The sequence below is a fragment of the Pseudoalteromonas sp. 10-33 genome (assembly GCF_001469195.1).
Lineage (GTDB): Bacteria > Pseudomonadota > Gammaproteobacteria > Enterobacterales > Alteromonadaceae > Pseudoalteromonas.
Map to the genome: position 1 here is coordinate 1 of NZ_LOFI01000024.1, position 20,749 is coordinate 20,749.

17 protein-coding genes and 4 tRNA genes are annotated in these 20,749 nt (G+C 40.4%); 4 read left to right on the top strand and 17 right to left on the bottom strand.

The features are described 5' to 3' along the window. Positions 1-623: IS4 family transposase (locus tag ATS76_RS12390; protein WP_152995629.1), on the top strand; the 623-nt coding region annotated here is incomplete at its 5' end. A gap of 67 nt (positions 624-690) precedes the next feature. On the opposite strand, the gene ATS76_RS12395 is transcribed toward ATS76_RS12390, so the two are convergent. From ATS76_RS12395 to ATS76_RS12405, 3 genes are all read right to left on the bottom strand, one after another. Next, positions 691-1,203: a hypothetical protein gene (locus tag ATS76_RS12395; RefSeq protein WP_058552401.1), complete on the bottom strand. Its 513-nt coding sequence runs from the start codon at positions 1,201-1,203 to the stop codon at positions 691-693. A gap of 96 nt (positions 1,204-1,299) precedes the next feature. Beyond that, positions 1,300-1,749 (bottom strand): low molecular weight protein-tyrosine-phosphatase, encoded by a 450-nt coding sequence (locus tag ATS76_RS12400; protein WP_058552402.1) that lies wholly within the window; start codon positions 1,747-1,749, stop codon positions 1,300-1,302. A gap of 21 nt (positions 1,750-1,770) precedes the next feature. Then, the gene (locus ATS76_RS12405) at positions 1,771-2,277 is read right to left on the bottom strand and encodes a DUF3087 domain-containing protein (RefSeq protein WP_058552403.1); all 507 of its coding nucleotides are present in this window, start codon (positions 2,275-2,277) and stop codon (positions 1,771-1,773) included. A 145-nt stretch (positions 2,278-2,422) separates the two neighbouring features. On the opposite strand from ATS76_RS12405, the gene ATS76_RS12410 reads away from it, so the two are divergent. From ATS76_RS12410 to ATS76_RS12420, 3 genes are read left to right on the top strand one after another with little or no spacing between them, the layout of a single operon-like run. Continuing rightward, positions 2,423-3,058 (top strand): energy transducer TonB, encoded by a 636-nt coding sequence (locus ATS76_RS12410; RefSeq protein ID WP_058552404.1) that lies wholly within the window; start codon positions 2,423-2,425, stop codon positions 3,056-3,058. Positions 3,059-3,072: 14 nt separating this feature from the next. Continuing rightward, positions 3,073-3,663: an RNA polymerase sigma factor gene (locus tag ATS76_RS12415; RefSeq protein ID WP_058552405.1), complete on the top strand. Its 591-nt coding sequence runs from the start codon at positions 3,073-3,075 to the stop codon at positions 3,661-3,663. Further along, positions 3,650-4,261, top strand: coding sequence for a hypothetical protein (locus ATS76_RS12420; RefSeq protein ID WP_058552406.1), 612 nt, complete (start codon positions 3,650-3,652; stop codon positions 4,259-4,261). The genes ATS76_RS12415 and ATS76_RS12420 overlap by 14 nt, the downstream gene beginning before the upstream one ends. Positions 4,262-4,314: 53 nt before the next feature. Here the strand turns inward: ATS76_RS12420 and ATS76_RS12425 are convergent, their stop codons facing one another. From ATS76_RS12425 to xerD, 14 genes are all read right to left on the bottom strand, one after another. Continuing rightward, a complete protein-coding gene (locus ATS76_RS12425; RefSeq protein ID WP_058552407.1) occupies positions 4,315-8,214 on the bottom strand; it encodes a YobI family P-loop NTPase in 3,900 nt (1,299 codons plus the stop codon). A 294-nt stretch (positions 8,215-8,508) separates the two neighbouring features. Beyond that, positions 8,509-9,885: a Na+/H+ antiporter NhaC family protein gene (locus tag ATS76_RS12430; protein ID WP_058404842.1), complete on the bottom strand. Its 1,377-nt coding sequence runs from the start codon at positions 9,883-9,885 to the stop codon at positions 8,509-8,511. A gap of 177 nt (positions 9,886-10,062) precedes the next feature. Then, positions 10,063-11,715: a penicillin binding protein PBP4B gene (pbp4b, locus tag ATS76_RS12435; protein ID WP_058552408.1), complete on the bottom strand. Its 1,653-nt coding sequence runs from the start codon at positions 11,713-11,715 to the stop codon at positions 10,063-10,065. Positions 11,716-11,724: 9 nt separating this feature from the next. Then, complete coding sequence (locus ATS76_RS12440; protein WP_058552409.1) at positions 11,725-12,900, bottom strand: exo-beta-N-acetylmuramidase NamZ family protein; 1,176 nt, start codon at positions 12,898-12,900, stop codon at positions 11,725-11,727. Between the two features lie 368 nt (positions 12,901-13,268). Next, positions 13,269-13,345, bottom strand: a tRNA-Arg gene (locus ATS76_RS12445). 49 nt (positions 13,346-13,394) lie between these two features. Next, positions 13,395-13,471, bottom strand: a tRNA-Arg gene (locus ATS76_RS12450). Between the two features lie 149 nt (positions 13,472-13,620). Next, positions 13,621-13,697, bottom strand: a tRNA-Arg gene (locus tag ATS76_RS12455). 35 nt (positions 13,698-13,732) lie between these two features. Further along, positions 13,733-13,825 (bottom strand) — tRNA-Ser (locus tag ATS76_RS12460). Between the two features lie 128 nt (positions 13,826-13,953). Then, positions 13,954-14,136 carry a hypothetical protein gene (locus ATS76_RS12465; RefSeq protein ID WP_058552410.1) on the bottom strand — a complete coding sequence of 61 codons (183 nt, stop codon included), beginning with the start codon at positions 14,134-14,136 and terminating at the stop codon, positions 13,954-13,956. A gap of 280 nt (positions 14,137-14,416) precedes the next feature. Then, positions 14,417-15,952 carry a lysine--tRNA ligase gene (gene lysS / locus ATS76_RS12470; protein ID WP_058552411.1) on the bottom strand — a complete coding sequence of 512 codons (1,536 nt, stop codon included), beginning with the start codon at positions 15,950-15,952 and terminating at the stop codon, positions 14,417-14,419. A gap of 26 nt (positions 15,953-15,978) precedes the next feature. Beyond that, positions 15,979-17,077 (bottom strand): peptide chain release factor 2 gene (gene prfB, locus ATS76_RS12475; protein WP_152995648.1). Its coding sequence is split into 2 segments (ribosomal slippage): positions 15,979-17,001 and positions 17,003-17,077, totalling 1,098 coding nucleotides; the frame shifts between segments, so codons are not numbered across the junction. 144 nt (positions 17,078-17,221) lie between these two features. Beyond that, positions 17,222-18,943: a single-stranded-DNA-specific exonuclease RecJ gene (recJ, locus tag ATS76_RS12480; RefSeq protein ID WP_058552412.1), complete on the bottom strand. Its 1,722-nt coding sequence runs from the start codon at positions 18,941-18,943 to the stop codon at positions 17,222-17,224. A gap of 80 nt (positions 18,944-19,023) precedes the next feature. Next, positions 19,024-19,752, bottom strand: a complete 729-nt coding sequence (gene dsbC / locus ATS76_RS12485) for a bifunctional protein-disulfide isomerase/oxidoreductase DsbC (protein ID WP_058552413.1) — start codon at positions 19,750-19,752, stop codon at positions 19,024-19,026. 62 nt (positions 19,753-19,814) lie between these two features. Next, entirely contained in the window at positions 19,815-20,741 is a 927-nt protein-coding gene (gene xerD, locus ATS76_RS12490; protein ID WP_058552414.1) for a site-specific tyrosine recombinase XerD, read from the bottom strand. Between the last annotated feature and the right edge of the window lie 8 nt (positions 20,742-20,749).

The window sequence follows — 20,749 nt, forward strand, 5'->3', positions numbered from 1 at the left end:
GAAAAGCCCGAAGCGCAACACTGGATATCACCTATGCGCCAGTGACACTGAAAGTGCCTTACAATAAAAAAGGACACTCTCTCCCAGTTTACTATGTCGGCTGTGCAGAGCGAGGAAACGCTGAGAACGATTTAAGCTGGCACTTATTAACTAGTGAACCAGTCACCAGCAAAGAAGACGCCTTAGCCATCATCACCTACTATGAGCACCGTTGGCTTGTTGAGGAATACCATAAAGTCTGGAAAAGTGATGGCACGAATATCGAAAGTTTACGCCTTCAAAGCCAAGATAACATGGAAAGGTTGGTGACGATTAATGGGTTTATTGCGACGCGAATATTGCAACTAAAGTTCACCAATGAGCAGCCTGATTCTCCAAGTTGTGAACAACTGCTACCTCCGAAAGCATGGAAGTTATTGTGGTTAAAGAGAATAAAAACACCATTGCCTGAAACCGCTCCAAATATGTCATGGGCGTATCGAGAACTGGCAAAGTTAGGGGGGTGGAAAGATACCAAGCGCACAGGGCGTGCATCTGTGAAAGTGTTATGGCAAGGATGGCTTAAATTACAAGCCATCCTTGAAGGCTACGATTTAGCAAAATCTCTTGAGTCAGACTTGTGATCAAGAGACAGCTATTTAGCGCCTTTTATTTTTGTATTGTTTTAGTGTTGTTTTAGTTTACGGCGTCCTAAAACTCGTAACTAATACGAATAGCCCCATCGGCTCTTTTTTCGTTGCTGTCGCTTGTTTTACCGTAGCCCGCATCAAGTATTAGTCTAAAACCACGACTATTTAAGCCGTTAAAGTTATAACTGTATGTAAGCCCAACACCATGTGTGGTTTCATCATCAAATATTTGCCCAAGCGCACAACCAAAAATATTACCCAGCTCGCTAGCAATGTCGTCAGTGTTTGTACTTTCACATGGTTGATCGGTATCACGTGCGCCAATAGCCCCAACTAATACACCAAATGCATGTTTATTGTTATTACTTACAGCTTGTTCAAAGCCCACTGAAAAGCCATCATCTAGGCCAATTTTATAGTTTGCATACCAGCGCTGGGTATTGTTGTCTGCCGATAAAGACGCTTCAGGAACAAGCAAATAAGGGTAGCCACCACCAATCGAAAAGCTCACATCATTGGCAAAAGCAGAACCCGAACTAAGTGATAAAGCCAGTAGTAATATTTTTGTATTCATAACATTCCTTTTAAGTAAGCATAAATCGTACTTAATTAAGGAACATAGGGCAATAAAACAAATGTTCGTTAATGTAACAAAGCTGATAAAAGGCGCTTACATTTTAGCAAGTATGTTATCGCTGGCCGCTTCTATTAAATCAAGTACGCTTTCAAAGCCGTCGTCACCACCGTAATAGGGATCAGGTATAGCACTTGTGATTTGCTCCCCGTACTCTAAAAACAACGCTAATTTATAATGTAAATGCGCTGGGCACTGCTCTTGTAAATCAGCTAAATTTTGTTTGTCGGCCGCTAAAATTAAATCAAACTCGGTAAAGTCGCTAGTGCGAACTTTACGCGAGTGTATTCCTTTAAAGCTATAGCCGCGTTTTTCACCCGCCGCCATTGAGCGGCTATCGGGCGGATTACCTTCGTGATAGCCAATTGTACCTGCAGAATCGACCACCACCTTTACACCCAAGGCTTTTGCACGCGCTTTTAGTACCGCCTCGGCAGTAGGTGAACGGCAAATATTACCTAAACATACAATCAATACCTTTTTCATTGCGGCTCTTTAAATTGGGCTTTAAAACTGTTTTAGTATGCTCTCTTCGTAATCGTCAGCATTAAGCGTTAAATTAAACTGTGCAGCAACCGAATCTAACTCAGCTTGCTTAATGGCTAGGTCCTCCATTGTTATAAGGTTGTCGTCTAGCTGCCACAATAAACGCGAGCCCGCATAACTGTAATGAATGGCTAATAGTGCAGCGGGGTTACCCTCGCGCCCAGCCGCTTTTAACTTTGGCATTTTACGGGTTATTTTATTAAGTGCCTGTTTTAGCTCCCATACATAAACCACCTCGGTCATGTAAGGATGAGTACGGTATTTATTTAACAACCACCCTATGGCTAAACTTGTAATAACCACACCGGTTAAGTTCCAATGAAAATGGCTTCCGCTTTCATCCGGAAACAACGCAATTAGCGTTTGCGATATAGCTAAGCTCCCCGCCGCAAGCGAAGCCGCACAGCCTGCAATTACCCGGTTTAAATGCTTACGGTAACGCGCTTTATTTATTTCAATGAGTTGCATAACAGCCTAAAAAGTTAATAAGTAAAAGAATGCGAAGCGCTATTGTAACTAAACCCGCATTTTTTATAAAAATATTTCACCCCTTTTTGATTTACCACCCGTTATAGCTCTGAAAACACCATAATGAGTTAACTAGGAGCGGCTTATGCACACAATTGAAACCCCAAACAACCCAACATTTATAAAAACATCAACCGCCGTTATTGGTGGTGCAGCAATGACCTTTGCTGCCTTTGCATTTATGCAATACCTAATCAGTGGCGACCAACGTGCACCACTAGACCCTGGTAATAAAATAACGGTTGAAATATTTAAAGTGCCCGAAGATTCAAAAGTAAGGCACATAGATAAAATGCCACCACCACCTACACCAAAAATGCCGCCTAAAGCGCCACCACGGGTAACACCGAGTGCCGACCCAGTTATGGCAATCAACACGGCGCCGCCATTAATAATGGATAACTTTGGTGACGGCATTAACAATACACTTAATCGCCCAACGGGAGATGCCTCACCCATAGTGCGCATAAACCCAAAGTACCCAACCACTGCTGCGCGTGATGGCATAGAAGGCTGGGTACAACTTAGCTTTAATATTTCGCCCACTGGCGAAGTAATAGACGCGGTAGTTTTAAACGCCGAACCAAAACGTATTTTTAACCGCGAAGCACTGCGCGCTATTAAACGTTGGAAATACCGCCCAAAAGTAATTGAAGGTGTGGCACAATTACAAACAGATCAAACAGTTCAACTTGATTTTAAATTAGATAACTCTATTTAACGGACTAAACGCCTATGCTAATGAGTATTAAAACCTGGTTATTTGAAACGCCCAGCAAAGACTGCATGGCGCGTTATGCAAAAAGTGGAGAAAACCGTCACCTAGAGCAGCTTATTGCGCTTTACAGTAACGATTTGTACCACTACCTTGTTACGCAGTCTAATACTCACTTAGCATACGACGTAAGCCAACAAACATGGCTAAAAGTAATTGAAAAGCGCCACCTTTACCAAGCACAAACCACGCCTAAAGCGTGGTTATTTAAACTCGCACGTAACACGCTAATAGACGAATACCGCAAACAGCAACATTTTGTGGAGCTAGACGAAAACAGCCTACAACCTTTGCAAAGTGCCAATCAAAGCGAATTAACACATAGTGACTCGCACATAGGTGACACACACATAAGCTACGAAGCATTCAACACGGCGCTCAAGGAACTGAGCTTTGTGCAGCGCGAAGCCATCACCTTACAACAAGAAGGTTTTAGCCTTGCCGACATAGAGCTTATAACGCAAAGCAACGCCCAAACCATAAAAACAAGGCTACGCTACGCCAAACAAAACCTAAAACAATTATTAGGAGATTATAATGAACAAGCCTGATGAGCAGTTTGATGAAAAGCTGTCAAACCACTTTAAAGCGCGTAAAGCACGTACCACCCTTTCGCATGCTCAACAACTGGCGTTAAAACACAGCGTAGCTCAAAAACAACCTAAAAAGTTAGGTTTTGCCCTGCAACTCACAAGCCTTACCTGCGCTCTGGGCTTACTGGCCTTTATAGTGCTCAACAGCAACAACGTCATAAATACCGCCCCTAAAACCGTACTAAACACAATAGACATTCACGACTACTCGTTTATAACAACGCATGAAATAGATCAAACAGGCAGCTACGCAAGCGCCATAACGCAACAAAAACGCGCGCTCGACACCCAATTAGCAAACGATTTACGCCGCCACCAGCAACGCCACATAGAATACGGCACGCTCGTAAAGGTCGACAACGACTGGTACATAGCCAGTTGTAATGACGAGGTGCTAGTGCAAATTAAGCAGTCGCTATTGAGTGATTTAAAGGGAAGGCACGCAGTTGAAAGTAATATCAATACCGGTGATATGCTCGCTATGGCGCATAACGGCAAAGGGCAAATTATTGCCCTGAAGCATGCAGGAGTTGGGGTGAGTCAGTGCAAGGCTTAGGTGGTTTGTGCGGTGGTAATTTAAAAATTATTACCACCAAGTAGCTTGTTATTTTATGAATTATTTAAATAAACTCTAATTTTATCTGCTGTAGTGATTTTTTTTCTTTTAATCAATTTTTTATCTAAGACCAATGAAGCAAAAACATCATACTCTTCAGAGTTTGGTAATTCAAAGTGGGTTTTAGCTGTATTAATTTTTGCAATCTGCTCTGTAGAAAAACCACAGATTTCTTTCACACCACTCTCAGATAATAAATCTATTTGACAGGATAGAAACTTTATTAAATCATAATCAGTATCTAGTTCTGAAGCTAACTTAATTATGTTAACTTCTGTGACTCCATCAAACTGCATCTCACAAGCTAAGGAGCTTAAATAAATAGTATCTATTTTAGGACTTTTAAATTCTTCATCATTTAAACTAGCAATTGCTGACACCTTGTTTTCATCGCTGACTTCAGCACTTTCAAAAATAAGTATTCTGCCTTCTAGGGAGAAAAAAGGAATACAATCAAAAGTCATATTTTCTACAAGATAGATTGCATCAAACTTATTATGCATTGCACGAATTAAGGCCTGACCTTTCTTTGATTTGGGTTCTACATACTCAACTAAATGCCTAAACAACTTCTCAGACACCTTATCAGAAGGCTGAATTATTAGTAAATCAGCAAAACAAGAAGATAATTCATCAGAAGAAAAGAAACTACTTTCATTTAAGCTTTCAAAAATGGCCAGTATCTCAGCATTACTAAGAATCTCTAATTTAGCAATGGAGCAAAGCATTTCGTCTTCAAGGTCAGAAAAGTAATTTGTTTCTTCAAACTTATCCTTATTGCACGAAATTAATAATGGAAGAAGAGCTTGTCTATTTTCCTCAAATTCACTTTTAAGTGAATCAGAGTAAATTACTAAACGTTCTTTAATTAAGTACTTATACTTCTCATCAGTTAAATTATCTAAATCATAACCGCTTATATGCTCACTCAGAAGATCTATTAATGACTGGAATGTAGCTTGTTTTTTAACATTAAATAAAATAACACCTGTAAAATCAAAGAGTAGCTCGTCATTGTACAAGTTTTTAACCGCTAAAAGTAAATCTTCAAGATTAGCTGAAACTACTCTATCTGCTTCTATATTAAAATCTTCGAAGAAATCACTATCATGATCAATATAAGCAAAAATAGTGACTAAATTCTCAATAGAAGGTATGACTTTATCTTGTCTTGAGAGTTCCAAATGAGTTGTGTCATCTAGTTTAGAGCTAATTATATGTTGAAGTTGAAAAGGTATATTGCTTATTAACTGCTCTTTTATTTCAAAGGCGATATCAGACTTTAGCACCTGAATTATTGAGTTCTCGTCCTCAATATCCTCTTTAGTAGTCTCTATCCAATACTTTTCAACTAACAGCTGGAGTGTGTCAGTATCAGCAATACCTATGTTTAGCAGTTCATCTTCAGTTTTAAGGATAAAAGCTAAAGAAAATTTCTTTCTTTTATAAACACATTTAAAATAACTATATAAGCTACCTGAGTTAAGTCTTATGCACCTAGCTTTAAACATAGTTGTATAAACTTCAATCTGGTCATCGTTTTTATGATCAAATTCGACATACTCGAACAAAGGGTCAAGAGAAAGTATATTTTCTAAAATCACTTCTCTCAGCCCCTTTGGTTCGCCTGCTATTTCAACAACAATTTGGGGATTTTCATTTAAATGATTCGCCAAAAAAAGATAATGATTAAAATCTACATCAGAAAAACCTTTACTCTTACATAGTTTAAAGCACCACTCCCCAAACTTATCGGTATAACTCTTGCTTAACTCTAAAAAGTTAAGCCTATTGAATACTAAAATTTCGAGCATTGATGATATATCAATTAACTTACTACTTTCTAACTTATCGATAAACTCAATAAGAAGCTTAGGGTTGTTATCTAATATGCTGCAGATTTGTTTTAAAAATGAGTGCTTTTCGGATATTAAATATTCAAAAAGATCAAAGTTTAAAATAGCGGTTTGCGAAAAGCTATTTTCATCCAGTAATTCAGCAATGCCTGCTGGATTATTTAGGGGATATTCAAAATTAGGTTTCTTTCCATAAACAATATTGTTTCTAAAGGTAAAGTCATTACGAGTTAATTTGCCTTCATAGAATATTGAAATATATTTTTGATAGCCCTCATAGATATATCCTTCACGCAACAAGTAGTGAATAATATGATCTGATTTATAGCCTGTAAGACTTTCTCTTTCGCCCTCAAAAAGAGAGCACATTTCCTTGAGTGAAGCACTCTCAACTTTACTTATTAATATTGAAATTTCATTTATTTTACGATTAAGTTGCTCAACTTTTTCATTCGGCTCATCTAGCACATTTAGCTTTTCTAAGTAACTTTGAATCTCCAAATATTCATCATTTTCAGCTAATGATACTAATGTGCCATAGTCAGAGAGCTTTAATTCAAGACCTTCTCGTAAACTTACTAAAACAGAATCATAATCGCTATTATCAATAGTCTTTTGTCCAAATTTCCAACCACGCAGCCCAGGGTATTGACTTGTAATTATTTGAAGCTTCCATCTTATGAGGGCTTCATACTCAACATCAGTAAATTTTATCGCATTTTGAATTTTTTCAATTTGCTCTTCGCACCCACGAATGATTGCTTTTTTACATTCAACTACTTCTTTTTTTATTTTTGATGTATCAAAAGCAGAAAATATACTCCCACTATTTTGTTGAAGAAGCTCAAATTCATCGGGGAACATGTTTTTAGATAAAACTAGTGAAAATAAGTTATCGTCGGATAAACTTTGATCATGATTAACTAGCTTTCTGTAGAAGTAGAATTCGTTAACTATGTTTTGCAAAACCCTCATATCTGAAATAAAAACAGTTACATCCCTTAAAAAATTATGAGATAGGTTTACACCTTTAATTGTGGAAATTAACTCTCGTATTTTTTCATATGAATTATTTGAGTGAATAACTGGAATTATGGGTAGTATAAAGTCGAAAAACTTAGTTCTTTCTGTTGCTGAGAAGCAATCATCTTTAGTTACATAAATAAACTTAATTCCATTCTTATGCTTACCTTTCACTGCATCACTATTATTCAAGATGATGTTTATTTCACGGAGTTTCGTGAATATCTCAGGCTTATTTAACCTCTCTAAGTCTTCAAATATTACCTTGTTATAATTTGAGCTAGAAAAAAAGTATACTAGTTCATCCAGAGTTCTATTCAAAACTGAATCTGATTCTGAAAAGAAACTTACTTCCACATTTGTGGGATTTAAATAACTTATTTTGGATAGTGGTAGATTGTTTTTCAAATATTTGATTATAGATGCAATACCAAACAGGCAACCTGAAAGCATAGCTAAAGATAAAGCAATGTTAAAAAACTCTAAATATTTCCCAAGTATTGGCCTAATAGGATCAATAAAAATATAACTTTTTGGATTAAAAATATAAAAAATAGACAGAAGCCAAAGCGAAGCAAGTATGTAGCTCTTCCACTTGGTAGTATCTTTGGAAGTAGCTAATTTACTAAAGCGAGATTTTGGAATTGTTGAAGAAGGCACTTTATAAATAATTTGTTGAACAATGCTTTTTTCTATATTTGCAAAGTCAAAAACCTCTGGCTTACTTGATTTATTATTCCCACCTCCCACTTCATCAACCTGAAAAGCAGCTAGTGAAACATCAATTGATGTATTAGAAAACTCAGTGTTCTTCTTTTTATAAGAGCTCACAAAGCTAGATTTACCAGATGAATACGGGCCTGTGATAGCAATATTGTATGCTTTATCAGATGCAATAACTTGGCCAAAAACATTTGAGACATCACAATCTATCTCAACATCATCTGTTGCACTTAGGAAGTATGGCGTATATCCATCACTCTTTTTTTCAGCTGGAATATCTTCAGCAATCATCGAATAAAATCCTTTTAAAATAGCTTAAAAATCCAAACCCAGCATATCTCAGTTTTTAATATAACAAAACTATAGTTATTTAATTAAAATTAATAACATATTGATTAAATGCGTAAAAATAATCTAACCCGACGCGCTAGCAAGCTAAGCGCCTACAAAACAGTGTATCTACTCGGCTTTAAAGCTGTGAAATAAATTGGCGTTCCGTTGGGCTTCGTATAACTCAATCCAACCTAAGTGAAAACAAAAAAGCCTGCGATTAAGCAAGCTTTTAAATATTTAAATTCCGAGTTTTTACAGCACAATAATGCTAATAACCAAATAAGCAATAAAGGTCAGTGCGCCACCAAATAACGCATACGGTAACTGCGTTTTAACGTGAGTGAGTAGGTCACACCCCGATGCAAGTGCTGATACCGCGCTGGTGTCGGATATAGGCGAGCAGTGATCGCCAAATATACCGCCACCCAAAATAGCGCCTACAACCAATGAAGGTGGTAAACCTAATGCTTGTATTAGCGGTACGCCAATAGGGATAAGTATGGCAAACGTGCCCCACGATGTCCCCGTAGTAAACGACATAACCGCCCCTGTTAAAAACAGCACGGGCACTATTAAATAAATAGGTAAGTAGTCGCCTACTAAGGAGGCAACAAACACACCCGTTCCTAGATCTTTTAAGCTTGCGCCCAGTGTGAGTGAAAGCAAAACAATACTTACCAGCGGAAGTAACTCACCCATGCCCTTAAAGCCAGTATCAACTAGTTGATGGTGAGTGAATTGGCGCGAACTAATCATTAATAAGTAAGCAACCACAATAGCAAGCACGGTTGCGTATAATACCGATTTAGAGCCGCTACCCTCTGCTAAAACACCATTACCAGTGTAAAACATAAAGCCTACCATGCTGGCAATTAGCGTGATGAGTGGCACTAGCATAAAGCGTGCTTTAGAACCTTTTACTTCTTCTTTTAGCTCGTTTGTTTGTAGTTCTAATTTTTGTTCGGCCTCTTTCATTGGGCCATGTACTTTATCAAACGCAATGGTGTAAAAAACAATAACCAGGGTGATTATGGCGTAAAAGTTATAACCTACGCTGCCCCACAGTACCGATACGGCCGATTCGCCCAATTCGTAATTACCTAATAAACCCAGCACAAATGCGCCCCAGCCGTTAAGGAGTATTAAAATACACACAGGTGCGCTGGTACTATCAATAATGTAGGCAAGGCGAGCACGGCTCATTTTAAATTTGTCGAACAGGCCGCGTGACAAAATACCCGACGTAAGCACGCTTAGGTTTGACTCTATAAACACTGCAACGCCGGTAAACATAGTTAAAAAGCCAACTTGGCGCTTACCTTTTGCGACCCCTTTGTTCATTAACAAGTTAACTGTTGCTGCTACACCGCCTGATTCGCGTATGTAGGCAAGTAAGGCACCTATTAAAATACTAAATATGAGTATGCGGCTATTACCCGGCGAGCTTGCCACCGAAATAATACGCTCTATGGTATTTAAAAACGTTGTAAATACGCTATTTCCTTCACCTTGTAAGGCAAGTAAAAACTCAGAAGACGCCACGGCAACTAACAGCGCCATAATGACTTCTTTGCGCCAAAACACGATAGCTATCGCAATTAGCGGCGGTAAAATAGAATACCAATGCATAAAAAGTTAACCTTAATTATTAACAACCCGCGCTTAAACGCGTATATGTTAAGCCCAATACTTAAAAAGTAGCTTAATGGAGTAAACCGCCTAGCTTAATGGATTGATGTTGCCAAGTCACCTGCAAATAAGCCATTGGGTATAACTGTATTAGCCCATTTTAACCTATACGATAATTTATTGATTTAACAGCGCTTCGTAAATAAGCGATACCACAGATCCGTACTGAGCGGTTTCGAATTGTTTGCCTGTAAATTCATAACGTTTTTGTGTGCCTTTAATTGCAGTGTGGCGCGCGTTAGTAAGCAAAACAATCGCTAAGTCGTAAGCGGGATCGATCACCGTTACGGTGCCTGTCCAACCGGTATGGCCATAAGCTTGTGCGCTGGCATAAGGGCCAAAATGCCAACGCCGTGCTTGATTATTGCCTGCAAGCCTAAAACCTAGACCATACGTTTCGTTAGTGCTTTGCGGCGTTAAAAACTGCGCCAAGGCACTTGCGCTAAATAATTGCTCGTTACCATAACCGCCATTATTTAGTAATAACTGGCACAGCACAGCCAAATCGTGAGCGTTACTAAACAATCCTGCATGCCCTGCAACGCCGCCAAACGAGTAAAATGCGCGTTCGTCATGAACTTGACCTTGCAAAACATGAGTACGAATATTATCAAAAGTAATACGCCCATCGCGGGTGTTACCGCTAAGCTCAGTGGCTGCAAATTGATTGCGTTCAAACCCTTTTTTAAGTGGATTAAATAGCGTGTTACTCAGTTCAAGGGGCGCATAAATGTGCTGCTCTAAATACTCGTCTAGTGGCTGCCCTGTTATGCGCTCAACCAGTACACCTAAAATCATGTAATCAATATCAGAATAAACATGTTGCACTGGGCTTTTGTTATTAAGCGGTACTTTTGTTAACAAAAGCTGTTTAGTGGTTTGGCTATTTTGAGAATAAAATGTATTGCCTTGCTGTGTATCTTTTCGGTGAAAATCAAACACGGGTGGGTAACCGGCGGTATGCGTGAGTAACTCTTTTACTGTGCGTTGTTCTCGCCCATCGCCGGTGTATTCGGGCACATAGCTTTGCACAGGTTTGTTTATATTTAGTTGCCCTTCGCTTATTAATTTCATAAGTGCAAAATTAGTAGCAAATATTTTGGTGTTTGAGGCTAAGTCGAATAGGGTACTTGTTTGCATTGGCTCTGGGCGCAGGAGCATTAAATCGTTTTGTTGGTACTGCTTGGCATCGCCATAGGCACTGAGCTTTATTAGCTCGCCATTTTTAACAACTGCCAGTACTGCACCAGGAAACCCCGCTTTAATATCGCGCTCAATAAGTTCATCAACGTCTGTAAAATCAATAGGCTTAGTAGGCATTAAATTTAAAGTGGGAAATGCAAAGCGCAGCGTTAAGCTTGTGCCTTTAGGTAAAATATTTTCTACCTTAAATGTGTTTATACCATTATGGGTATGCGCCGCTAAACTGTAATTATAAAGCGTATTAGCGGTTAATGTATTGGTATTAAGTTTTTGGTTGTTAATATAAATATCGGCGCTTTCGGCACTGTGGTTTTGTATTAATAATTGGCCACGCCCTTTATACGCTTTAAATGTGCCGCGGTTGTTTACATAAAACCGGCTACTTGGGTTTGGATCAGGAAAGCGGGCTACAACTTGCGCATTTGGCAGCTGTACTAACTGGCTTTTAGTCAGCACCGGCCGCGATTTTAATGGGTTATGTGTACTACCACAGCCCACAATAATTAAACTCAAAGCAACTAACCATGTGTTTTGAATTAAGGAAGTATTTTTTACAGTAAATAGCATGGTTAGGCCTTACTCATATAGCAAATAAGGCGCTCGTTGCGCTTTAAATTGTACAAGGCCGCTTTGCCAGCCTTGCTTTATTTGCTCAGCCGACTGCCCTGCTTCAATAGCTAAACGTAACTTATTAGTACCTGCTAGTTTATCCATAAAATCAGCGCGTTCAAAAAAGTCGACGTTATGTTTATTAAGGGTGGCGTAGGCGCTTATTAAGTACGTTAAATTTAGTCCTGCGCTGTTTACTTGCCTTAAATCAAGGCCATGTACCGTTGTATTTTTAAATTTAGGGTTTAAAGCGGCGCCTTTAATAGCACGCGGTGTAAAATTAAAATCTCCTAATTTTACCGGCGAATAACCAATAACCTGAAACGCAAAGTCGGTGCCTCTGCCAATACTTATAGGTGTGGCTTCAAAAAAGCAAAGCGACGGATAAAGCGCGATTGATTGATCATTCGGTAAATTAGGGCTGGGCTTTACAGGTAAGCTATAACGGGTTGTGCGTGTGTAACGATCAACGGGGATCACGGTGAGCTGTAGATCGACCGCTTTATTGATCCAGCCCTCTCCTTTGATCATGTTAGCAAGTTCGCCTACCGTCATGCCGTGCAGCACGGGGATTGGGTGCATGCCTACAAACGACTTAAATTCGCGCTCAAGAATTGGCCCATCAACATAGGCAATATTCGGGTTTGGCCTATCAAGTACCATAAATTCAATACCTTGCTCGGCTGCGGCTTCCATCATGTAATGCATAGAGCTTATGTAGGTATAAAAACGTACGCCCACATCTTGGATATCAAAAACAATAACATCTACATTGCTAAGTGCCTCTGCACTTGGTTTTTTGTTTTTGCCATAAATAGAAATAAGCGGGATACCGGTTTTGCTATCAACTGCATTTTTAACATGGGCACCAGCATCGTGATCGCCCCTAAAGCCGTGTTCGGGTGCAAAAATTTTGGTTATGTTTATATTTTTAGCCAGCAGGCTGTCGACTAAATGGATAGGCCCAACTAAAGAGGTTTGATTTACCACCAACCCAACACGTTTATTTTTTAATTGCGGTAAGTATAAAGCAGGTTGCTCAGCCCCGACGGTTATTGAATGCTTTGCTTCATTTGCGGGTCCGTTAATAGTAAAAAGTGCGCTTAAAATAAATAAGAATATAAAAAATACGGTTTTAAACATACAGCAAGATCCTTTTAAACAAGGCGTTTAAAATAACACAGCTTAGGTTAAAGAGCAGTGAATGGTTTTGAGTAGATACATAAGTAATTAGAAGCTGCGTTTCTCACGCGAACAAGTTCTGCGTCTACGCTGAAGTTTTTAACAGGGGTGTTTGTTTGGCTTAACTGAAATCTGATATCTGAAAGCTTTCTCAAATTTCAGACACAAAAAAACCGACTTAGTGTCGGTTTATGTATGAAAGTGGTGGGCGCAGGACGTATCTTGTAAGAGTGAACCTCCGACTGCTTGGTTCGTAGTTTGCTACTTTCCCATAATCACTTTATTTCAGGCACAAAAAAACCGACTTAGCGTCGGCTTATGTATGAAAGTGGTGGGCGCAGGAGGATTCGAACCTCCGACCGCCTGGTTCGTAGCCAGGTACTCTATCCAGCTGAGCTATGCGCCCACTTTCATTCTTTTTACTTGTTTATACTCGAAGTAGAGTGTTGTAAAAGTGGTGGGCGCAGGAGGATTCGAACCTCCGACCGCCTGGTTCGTAGCCAGGTACTCTATCCAGCTGAGCTATGCGCCCACTTTTACTATTTGCTAGTTTATACTCTGAGCAGAGTGTGTAAAAAGTGCTGGAAGCAGGACGTATCTTGTAAGAATGAACCTCCGACCAATTTGGTTACAAACCAAACACTTTAACTTATTTATACTCTAAGCAGAGTGTGTAAAGAATGGTGGGCGCAGGAGGATTCGAACCTCCGACCGCCTGGTTCGTAGCCAGGTACTCTATCCAGCTGAGCTATGCGCCCATCTTTACGTTTACAAGATTTCGCCATTTAAAAAATGGTGGAGAGGGAGGGATTCGAACCCTCGATAGAGCTACAAACTCTATACTCCCTTAGCAGGGGAGCTCCTTCGGCCACTCGGACACCTCTCCGTCTTGTGGGGCGTATAATAAAGATTTCAGAAAATATGTCAAACACTTTTCTATCAAAAGTGTCTATATGGTTACAGAACACACATATGTTATGTTTTTATATGAAAGAAGCCTAATTTTTAAGCTAATCAACTCTCTTCGCTAGGCGTAAGTGTGTCGTCGGTTGGTGCACATTTATCTTTTAAACTAGCCAGGTACTGCTCTTGATAACCTAGTTGTTGAAACTCGGCAATGCATGCTCGGTAAAACGCTTCTCGCTCTCGCTCGGTTTGACTGAGTTCTTCCGACTCTTCGATAGTTTTATCTGTCATTTTATTATTTTATAAATCCGTTTTTATTATTTACAGCACCTAAAAGTTAGGCCGTTTAAAATTTGGCCGTATTGTAGCTAACAAAGTTACAAAAATACAACATAATGTTTAAAAGTTACTCATTAATTTGTTATATGCACATAAAAATTTTCATAAGAAATTACAACTAAATATCAACAGCTTAATATATGAATAATGGTCTTATTAGCTATGAATAAACAAAATTAAAACTAAAACGCCGCAATTAAGCGGCGTTTCAGGGGGTTATTTTAAATTAAGCTTAGTCAGCTTGCGGGCGCATGTGCGGGAATAAAATAACGTCTTTAATTGTAGAAGAGTCAGTAAACAGCATGACTAATCGGTCAATACCAATACCTTCACCAGCGGTAGGTGGTAAACCGTACTCTAGTGCGCGTATGTAGTCTTCATCGTAGTGCATTGCTTCATCATCACCGGCGTCTTTCTCTTCAACTTGGCGGGTAAAGCGTTCTGCTTGGTCTTGTGCATCGTTAAGCTCCGAGAAACCATTTGCAAGCTCACGGCCGCCAACAAAAAACTCAAAACGGTCGGTAACAAATGGGTTTTCGTCGTTACGACGCGCCAGTGGCGATACTTCCCATGGGTAACCTGTAATAAATGTAGGTTGGATAAGCATGTGCTCAGCCGTTTCTTCAAATATTTCACATAAAAACTTACCTGGGCCCCACACACAGTTTTCAGGAATTTTTACGTGTACTTGTTTAGCGTACGCTTTTAATTCTTCAAAGTGGTTTTCTGGGTCGTTAAATACCGCAGCATCAAACTCTGGGTTATATTTTAAGATAGCGTCAGCCATGCTTAAACGTGTAAACGGTTGGCCAAAGTCGTACTCGACTGAGTCGGTTACTTCGCCGTTTTCGTCTTTTGTTGTATTAATAACAATTGGGCTGCCCAATACGTTAGTTGCAACAGTACGTAGCATGTCTTCGGTGATATTCATCAGGTCGATGTAATCAGCGTACGCTTGGTAGAACTCAATCATAGTGAATTCTGGGTTGTGACGCGTTGATAACCCTTCGTTACGGAAGTTACGGTTAATTTCAAATACGCGGTCAAAACCACCTACCACTAAACGCTTTAAGTAAAGCTCTGGCGCAATACGTAAGTACATGTCGATATCAAGCGCGTTATGATGAGTCACAAATGGACGCGCAGATGCGCCGCCAGGAATAACCTGTAGCATTGGCGTTTCTACTTCCATAAAGTCGCGCTCTGCTAAAAAGCGACGAATACCTTCAACTACTTGTGAACGAATACGGAAAGTTTCGCGCGTTGCTTCGTTAGTAATTAAATCAACATAACGTTGGCGGTACTTAGTTTCTTGATCTGATAAGCCATGAAATTTTTCTGGTAATGGGCGTAGTGACTTAGTAAGTAATTCGTACTCGGCCATATCAACGTATAAATCGCCTTTGCCTGATTTATTAAGTGGACCTTTAACGCCAATAATATCGCCAATATCAAGCTGACCATATTTTGCTTTTAAGTCTTTTTGTACGTCTTTTGATGCGTAAACTTGTACACGGCCTTTCATATCTTGGATAGACATAAACGGGCCACGCTTAGCAAGAATACGACCAGCAATTGACACTACATGTTGTAGCTCAATTAATTCTTCTTTTGTTTTATCACCAAACTCAGCTTGCAAATCGGCCGTGTAATGTTCACGACGGAATTGGTTTGGATGACCGTTGGCTGGGCAATTTTCGCGAATAGCATCTAACTTGCCGCGACGCTCAGCGATTAACTTGTTTTCGTCTTGGATTTTATCAGTCATTTTTTAGCTCTTTATTAGCTTGGTGGTTATAGGCCAGATTTAAGGCTGGCTTCAATAAATTTGTCTAGGTTACCGTCAAGTACCGATTGGGTATTGCGGTTTTCAACGCCGGTGCGTAAATCTTTAATACGCGAGTCATCAAGAACGTATGAACGAATTTGACTGCCCCAACCAATATCTGATTTTGCATCTTCTTGCGTTTGTTTTTCAGCATTTTGCTGCTGTAGCTCAAGCTCAAATAATTTAGCTTTTAATTGCTTCATTGCTTGGGCTTTATTTTTATGCTGCGAACGCTCGTTTTGACATTGCACTACCGTGTTTGTAGGCACGTGAGTAATACGTACTGCCGATTCGGTGGTGTTAACGTGCTGACCACCTGCGCCCGATGCACGGTACACGTCTATACGTAAGTCAGACGGATTAATATCAATTTCAATATTGTCGTCTATCTCTGGGTATACAAACGCAGAGGCAAACGATGTATGACGACGGCCACTTGAGTCAAATGGGCTTTTACGAACTAAACGGTGTACGCCTGTTTCTGTACGTAACCAACCGTAAGCGTATTCACCAACAAAGCGAACTGTTGCGCCTTTTATTCCGGCCACATCGCCATCGGTTGCTTCTACTAGCTCAACTTTAAAGCCTTTTGCTTCGCCCCAGCGTAAATACATACGCAGTAGCATGTTACACCAGTCTTGAGCTTCAGTGCCGCCTGAACCTGATTGTAAATCAAGGTATGCATCGTTTGCGTCGTGCGTGCCCGAAAACATGCGACGAAACTCTAAACCTTCTAATTGCGCGTTTAGGCCTTCAAGCTCTGCATTTGCTTCGTCAAAGGTGTCTTCGTCTTCCGCTTCTATTGCAAGCTCAAGCAAGCCTTCAACGTCGTCGGCGCCGGCAACTAGGTTGTCGATAGTTTCAACAACCGCCTCTAATGCTGACTTTTCACGGCCAAGTGCCTGTGCGCGTTCAGGTTCATTCCATACAGCTGAATCTTCAAGTTCGGCGTTAACTTCTTCTAGGCGCTCTTGTTTAAGAGCGTAGTCAAAGGTACCCCCGAAGCAGTTCAGTACGATCGCGAATTTCCTTGATTTGATTAATCACAGGATTCACTTCAAACATGTACATTACTCCAAAATGGCTAGATTATTACGGCCCGACTTAAGGAATATCCGCAATAAATTATCGTCAAATGATAAAAACGCCCGATTTTAACAAAAAATCGCGCGCTTTATTAGCCTTTTATGCATGTATTGTGCATATTTTTTAGTGCACTTTTTCAAGCTCTCGTACAATTAGCTGCAAGCTAAATTTACCTCTAAACTCGTTTATATCAAGTTGATAAGCCACTTTAACAAAGCGTGCTTCGGTATCTGGCCACTCTTTTACGTCTATACCAAAAGCAATAGCGTCAACTAATCGCCCTGATTGATGTTTAAGCACCAGTTTTAAATGCTTTTCGCCAACAATTCGTTGCTGAATTAATTCAAAGGTATGTTCAAACACCGGCTCTGGGAACTGCTGCCCCCATGGACCTGATTGCTTTAATAATTGGGCAAACTCCATGGTAAAGCAGTCGTTTGGCAGTTCACCGTCGGTAAACACAATACAACGCTTGCTTTCTTCGCTAAGCTGAGCTGTTACCGCTGCATCAAACGCTTTTTTAAAGTCGTTAAAGTTTTGCTCGTTAATACTTAAACCCGCCGCCATGGCATGGCCACCAAACTTATTAATTAGGTGGGGATCCGCGGTATTTAACCCTTCGAGTAGGTCGCGCATGTGTAGCCCTTCAATAGAGCGGCACGAGCCTTTAATTTCGCCATTTTCACCACCGGCAAAAATAACGGTTGGGCGGTGGTACTTTTCTTTTAAACGGCCAGCCAAAATACCAATTACGCCTTGGTGCCAGTCATCTTGAAACAAACAAATAGCATCAGGAATGTTATCATCGGTAAAGGCGAGCCTATCAAGCACTGCTTGTGCTTCAGCTTGCATACCTTGCTCTATTTCACGCCTTGCATGGTTTAAGCTGTCGAGTTCGCTTGCGATACGCCTTGCTTGGTTTATATCGTTACTCAGTAAACACGCTATGCCCAAACTCATGTCGTCTAGTCGCCCTGCTGCGTTTAAACGTGGCGCAAGTGAAAAACCAAAATCGCTGGCGCTTAAACGCGCTGCATTTCTGTTGGCCACTTCAATAAGTGCTGTAATACCTGGGCGTGTTTTACCACTGCGAATACGCGCTAAGCCTTGGTGTACTAATGTTCGGTTATTTGCATCAAGTGCAACTACATCAGCGACTGTGCCCAGTGCAACTATGTCTAATAAGTTTGCTAAGTTAGGCGGTGTTTGTTGCGTAAAGTAACCTTGTTCGCGCATTAGGCTTCTTAGTGCAATTAATAAGTAAAACGCAACGCCTACACCAGCAATAGACTTTGACGGAAAGTTACATTCGTGTCTGTTTGGATTTACAATGGCATCGGCATTGGGAAGCTGTTCACCTTGTAAATGGTGATCTGTAACCAGCACTTTTATACCTACCGATTTTAAAATATCAATACCGGCAATACAGGATATACCGTTATCTACGGTGATCACTAAATCGGGTTTTATTTGTACTATTTGTTCGGCCAGTGCGGGGCTTAAGCCATAACCTAAACTAAAGCGGTCTGGAATAAGGTAATCTAAATTTTGAAAACCAAACATTTGCAACCCCTGCATTAAGGTTGCAGTACTGGTTGCGCCATCGGCATCAAAGTCGCCCACAATTAAAATGTGGCTTTGCGCATTAAGCGCATCGACTAGTAATGCACTTGCTTTGTCGATGTCTTTAAACAATTTATAATCGTGAAGCGTAGCAACACCGTTATCGAGCTCTTGGGCATCAACTACACGACGAGTCGCGTAAATTTGTTTTATAACCGGATGCAAATGACTCGGTAAGTGCGAGTCGTTAACGTTTTCGCGCGCAATGATCAGTTTTTTCATGCAGGTTTTTTAACTTATTGAGTCGTATTAAAAAGACAAAAAAAGGCCATTAAGGCCTTTTTATAAACGTAAACACGTTATTAAGATGCTTTGTTAGCATCTAACGCTGCTTTTAATGCAGCAGCAGGTTGGTAACCTGGGATCATTGTGCCGTCATCTAAAATAATGGCTGGCGTGCCACTAATGCCAAAGCTTTGACCTAGCTGATAATGCTCAGCAATAGGCGCACTACAACCTGCAACTACCGTGGTACTTTCACCTGCTTTAGCTTCTGTTAACGCCTCTTGTTGATCTTTCGCACACCATACGTTCATTAAATCTGCGTAGCCCGAACCTTGTAAGCCACCACGTGGAAACGCTAAATACTTAACGGTAATACCCGCATCAAGTAAATCGTTTAGTTCACGGTGTAATTTACGACAATAACCACAGCTAATATCAGTAAATACAGTAATGCTGTGTTTTTCGTTTGGTGCTTTGTACACAATCATCGACTCTTCGTATTCTGTAATACCTTCAGCACGTACGCTATTTAAAGCTTGTTCTGTTAGGTTATTACGGTTGTCTAAATCGATTAACGTGCCTTGCATTAAAAACTGGCCGTCTGGGCTTGCGTATAACACGCCTTTATTTGTAATTAGCTCTTTTAAACCAGCCACTGGGCTTGGATTTATTTGCTTAACCGTAACGCCAAGTGCCGCAAACTTAGTAACAATAGGATCATTAGCATTTGGCGTTACTGCAACGTCATTTGCCAATGCACTCATACTTGTGCACAACATGGCACCTGCTAACATTAATTTTTTCATAACTTCTCTCTATCCTAAAAATACTTAATATATTGACCGGCTTAATACTATTTAATTTCAAATTAAGCGCGCGGATGATGCTGCGCGTGTACCGATTTTAACCGTTCATTAGCAACATGAGTATAAATTTGCGTTGTTGATAGGTCGCTGTGTCCCAGCATCATTTGCACAACACGTAAATCGGCCCCGTGATTTAATAAATGCGTAGCAAATGCATGGCGCAATGTGTGGGGTGATAATGGCGATTCAACCGATGCCAAAATAGCATAGTGTTTGATTCTATGCCAAAAGGTTTGTCGAGTCATGCCTACACCACGCTTTGACGGAAATACAAAATCGGTGGCGTGTTTGATCATTTGCGCGCGGCCCACTTTTAAAAAAAGCTCAAGCCAATGCATGGCTTCTTCGCCCAGCGGCACTAAACGTTCTTTGTTGCCTTTACCTTTTACAAACACAACCGCTTGGCGTAAGTTAATTTGCTCCATGCGTAGCCCAACCAACTCACTGACACGCAGGCCTGTGGCGTAAAGTAACTCAAGCATCGCCTTATCGCGCAGTCCCATTGGCTCTTCAGTATTGGGGGCGTTAAGAAGCGCTTCTACTTCGGCTTCAGAAAGTGTTTTAGGTAACGATTGCCCCGCTTTGGGTTGAGCAATGTTTAACATAGGTGTGTCGGTAATTAGTTTTTCACGCACAAAGTACTGATAAAACCGTTTTAGCGCACTAATACTGCGCGCTGTACTGCGCGGCTTTAGGCCTAAGTCGACCCGATGCGCTAAGTAGCTTTCAATGTCGTGCCTTGTTACCGTCATTAAGTTTTCGCCTTTTAAAAACTGGCAAAACTTATCTAAATCGCTGCGGTAAGCACTTAATGTGTTTTCGCTTACACCTTGCTCTAAATAAAGGCTATCTAAAAAGGTTTCTAGGTAGTCGCTATTGCTGCTCATACTGCTTTTATTTTCTGATAAATCGTCAGATAGCGTTGTCACATTATGCT

Excerpts from the sequence above, each read along its gene's own strand:
- dsbC (WP_058552413.1), bottom strand. The coding sequence starts at position 19,752 with ATGAAAAAATTAATGTTAGCAGGTGCCATGTTGTGCACAAGTATGAGT.
- pbp4b (WP_058552408.1), bottom strand. The coding sequence starts at position 11,715 with ATGCTATTTACTGTAAAAAATACTTCCTTAATTCAAAACACATGGTTA.
- ATS76_RS12465 (WP_058552410.1), bottom strand. The coding sequence starts at position 14,136 with ATGACAGATAAAACTATCGAAGAGTCGGAAGAACTCAGTCAAACCGAG.
- ATS76_RS12420 (WP_058552406.1), top strand. The coding sequence starts at position 3,650 with ATGAACAAGCCTGATGAGCAGTTTGATGAAAAGCTGTCAAACCACTTT.
- ATS76_RS12400 (WP_058552402.1), bottom strand. The coding sequence starts at position 1,749 with ATGAAAAAGGTATTGATTGTATGTTTAGGTAATATTTGCCGTTCACCT.
- ATS76_RS12395 (WP_058552401.1), bottom strand. The coding sequence starts at position 1,203 with ATGAATACAAAAATATTACTACTGGCTTTATCACTTAGTTCGGGTTCT.
- ATS76_RS12440 (WP_058552409.1), bottom strand. The coding sequence starts at position 12,900 with ATGTTTAAAACCGTATTTTTTATATTCTTATTTATTTTAAGCGCACTT.
- recJ (WP_058552412.1), bottom strand. The coding sequence starts at position 18,943 with ATGAAAAAACTGATCATTGCGCGCGAAAACGTTAACGACTCGCACTTA.
- ATS76_RS12430 (WP_058404842.1), bottom strand. The coding sequence starts at position 9,885 with ATGCATTGGTATTCTATTTTACCGCCGCTAATTGCGATAGCTATCGTG.
- ATS76_RS12405 (WP_058552403.1), bottom strand. The coding sequence starts at position 2,277 with ATGCAACTCATTGAAATAAATAAAGCGCGTTACCGTAAGCATTTAAAC.
- lysS (WP_058552411.1), bottom strand. The coding sequence starts at position 15,952 with ATGACTGATAAAATCCAAGACGAAAACAAGTTAATCGCTGAGCGTCGC.
- ATS76_RS12410 (WP_058552404.1), top strand. The coding sequence starts at position 2,423 with ATGCACACAATTGAAACCCCAAACAACCCAACATTTATAAAAACATCA.
- ATS76_RS12425 (WP_058552407.1), bottom strand. The coding sequence starts at position 8,214 with ATGATTGCTGAAGATATTCCAGCTGAAAAAAAGAGTGATGGATATACG.
- ATS76_RS12415 (WP_058552405.1), top strand. The coding sequence starts at position 3,073 with ATGCTAATGAGTATTAAAACCTGGTTATTTGAAACGCCCAGCAAAGAC.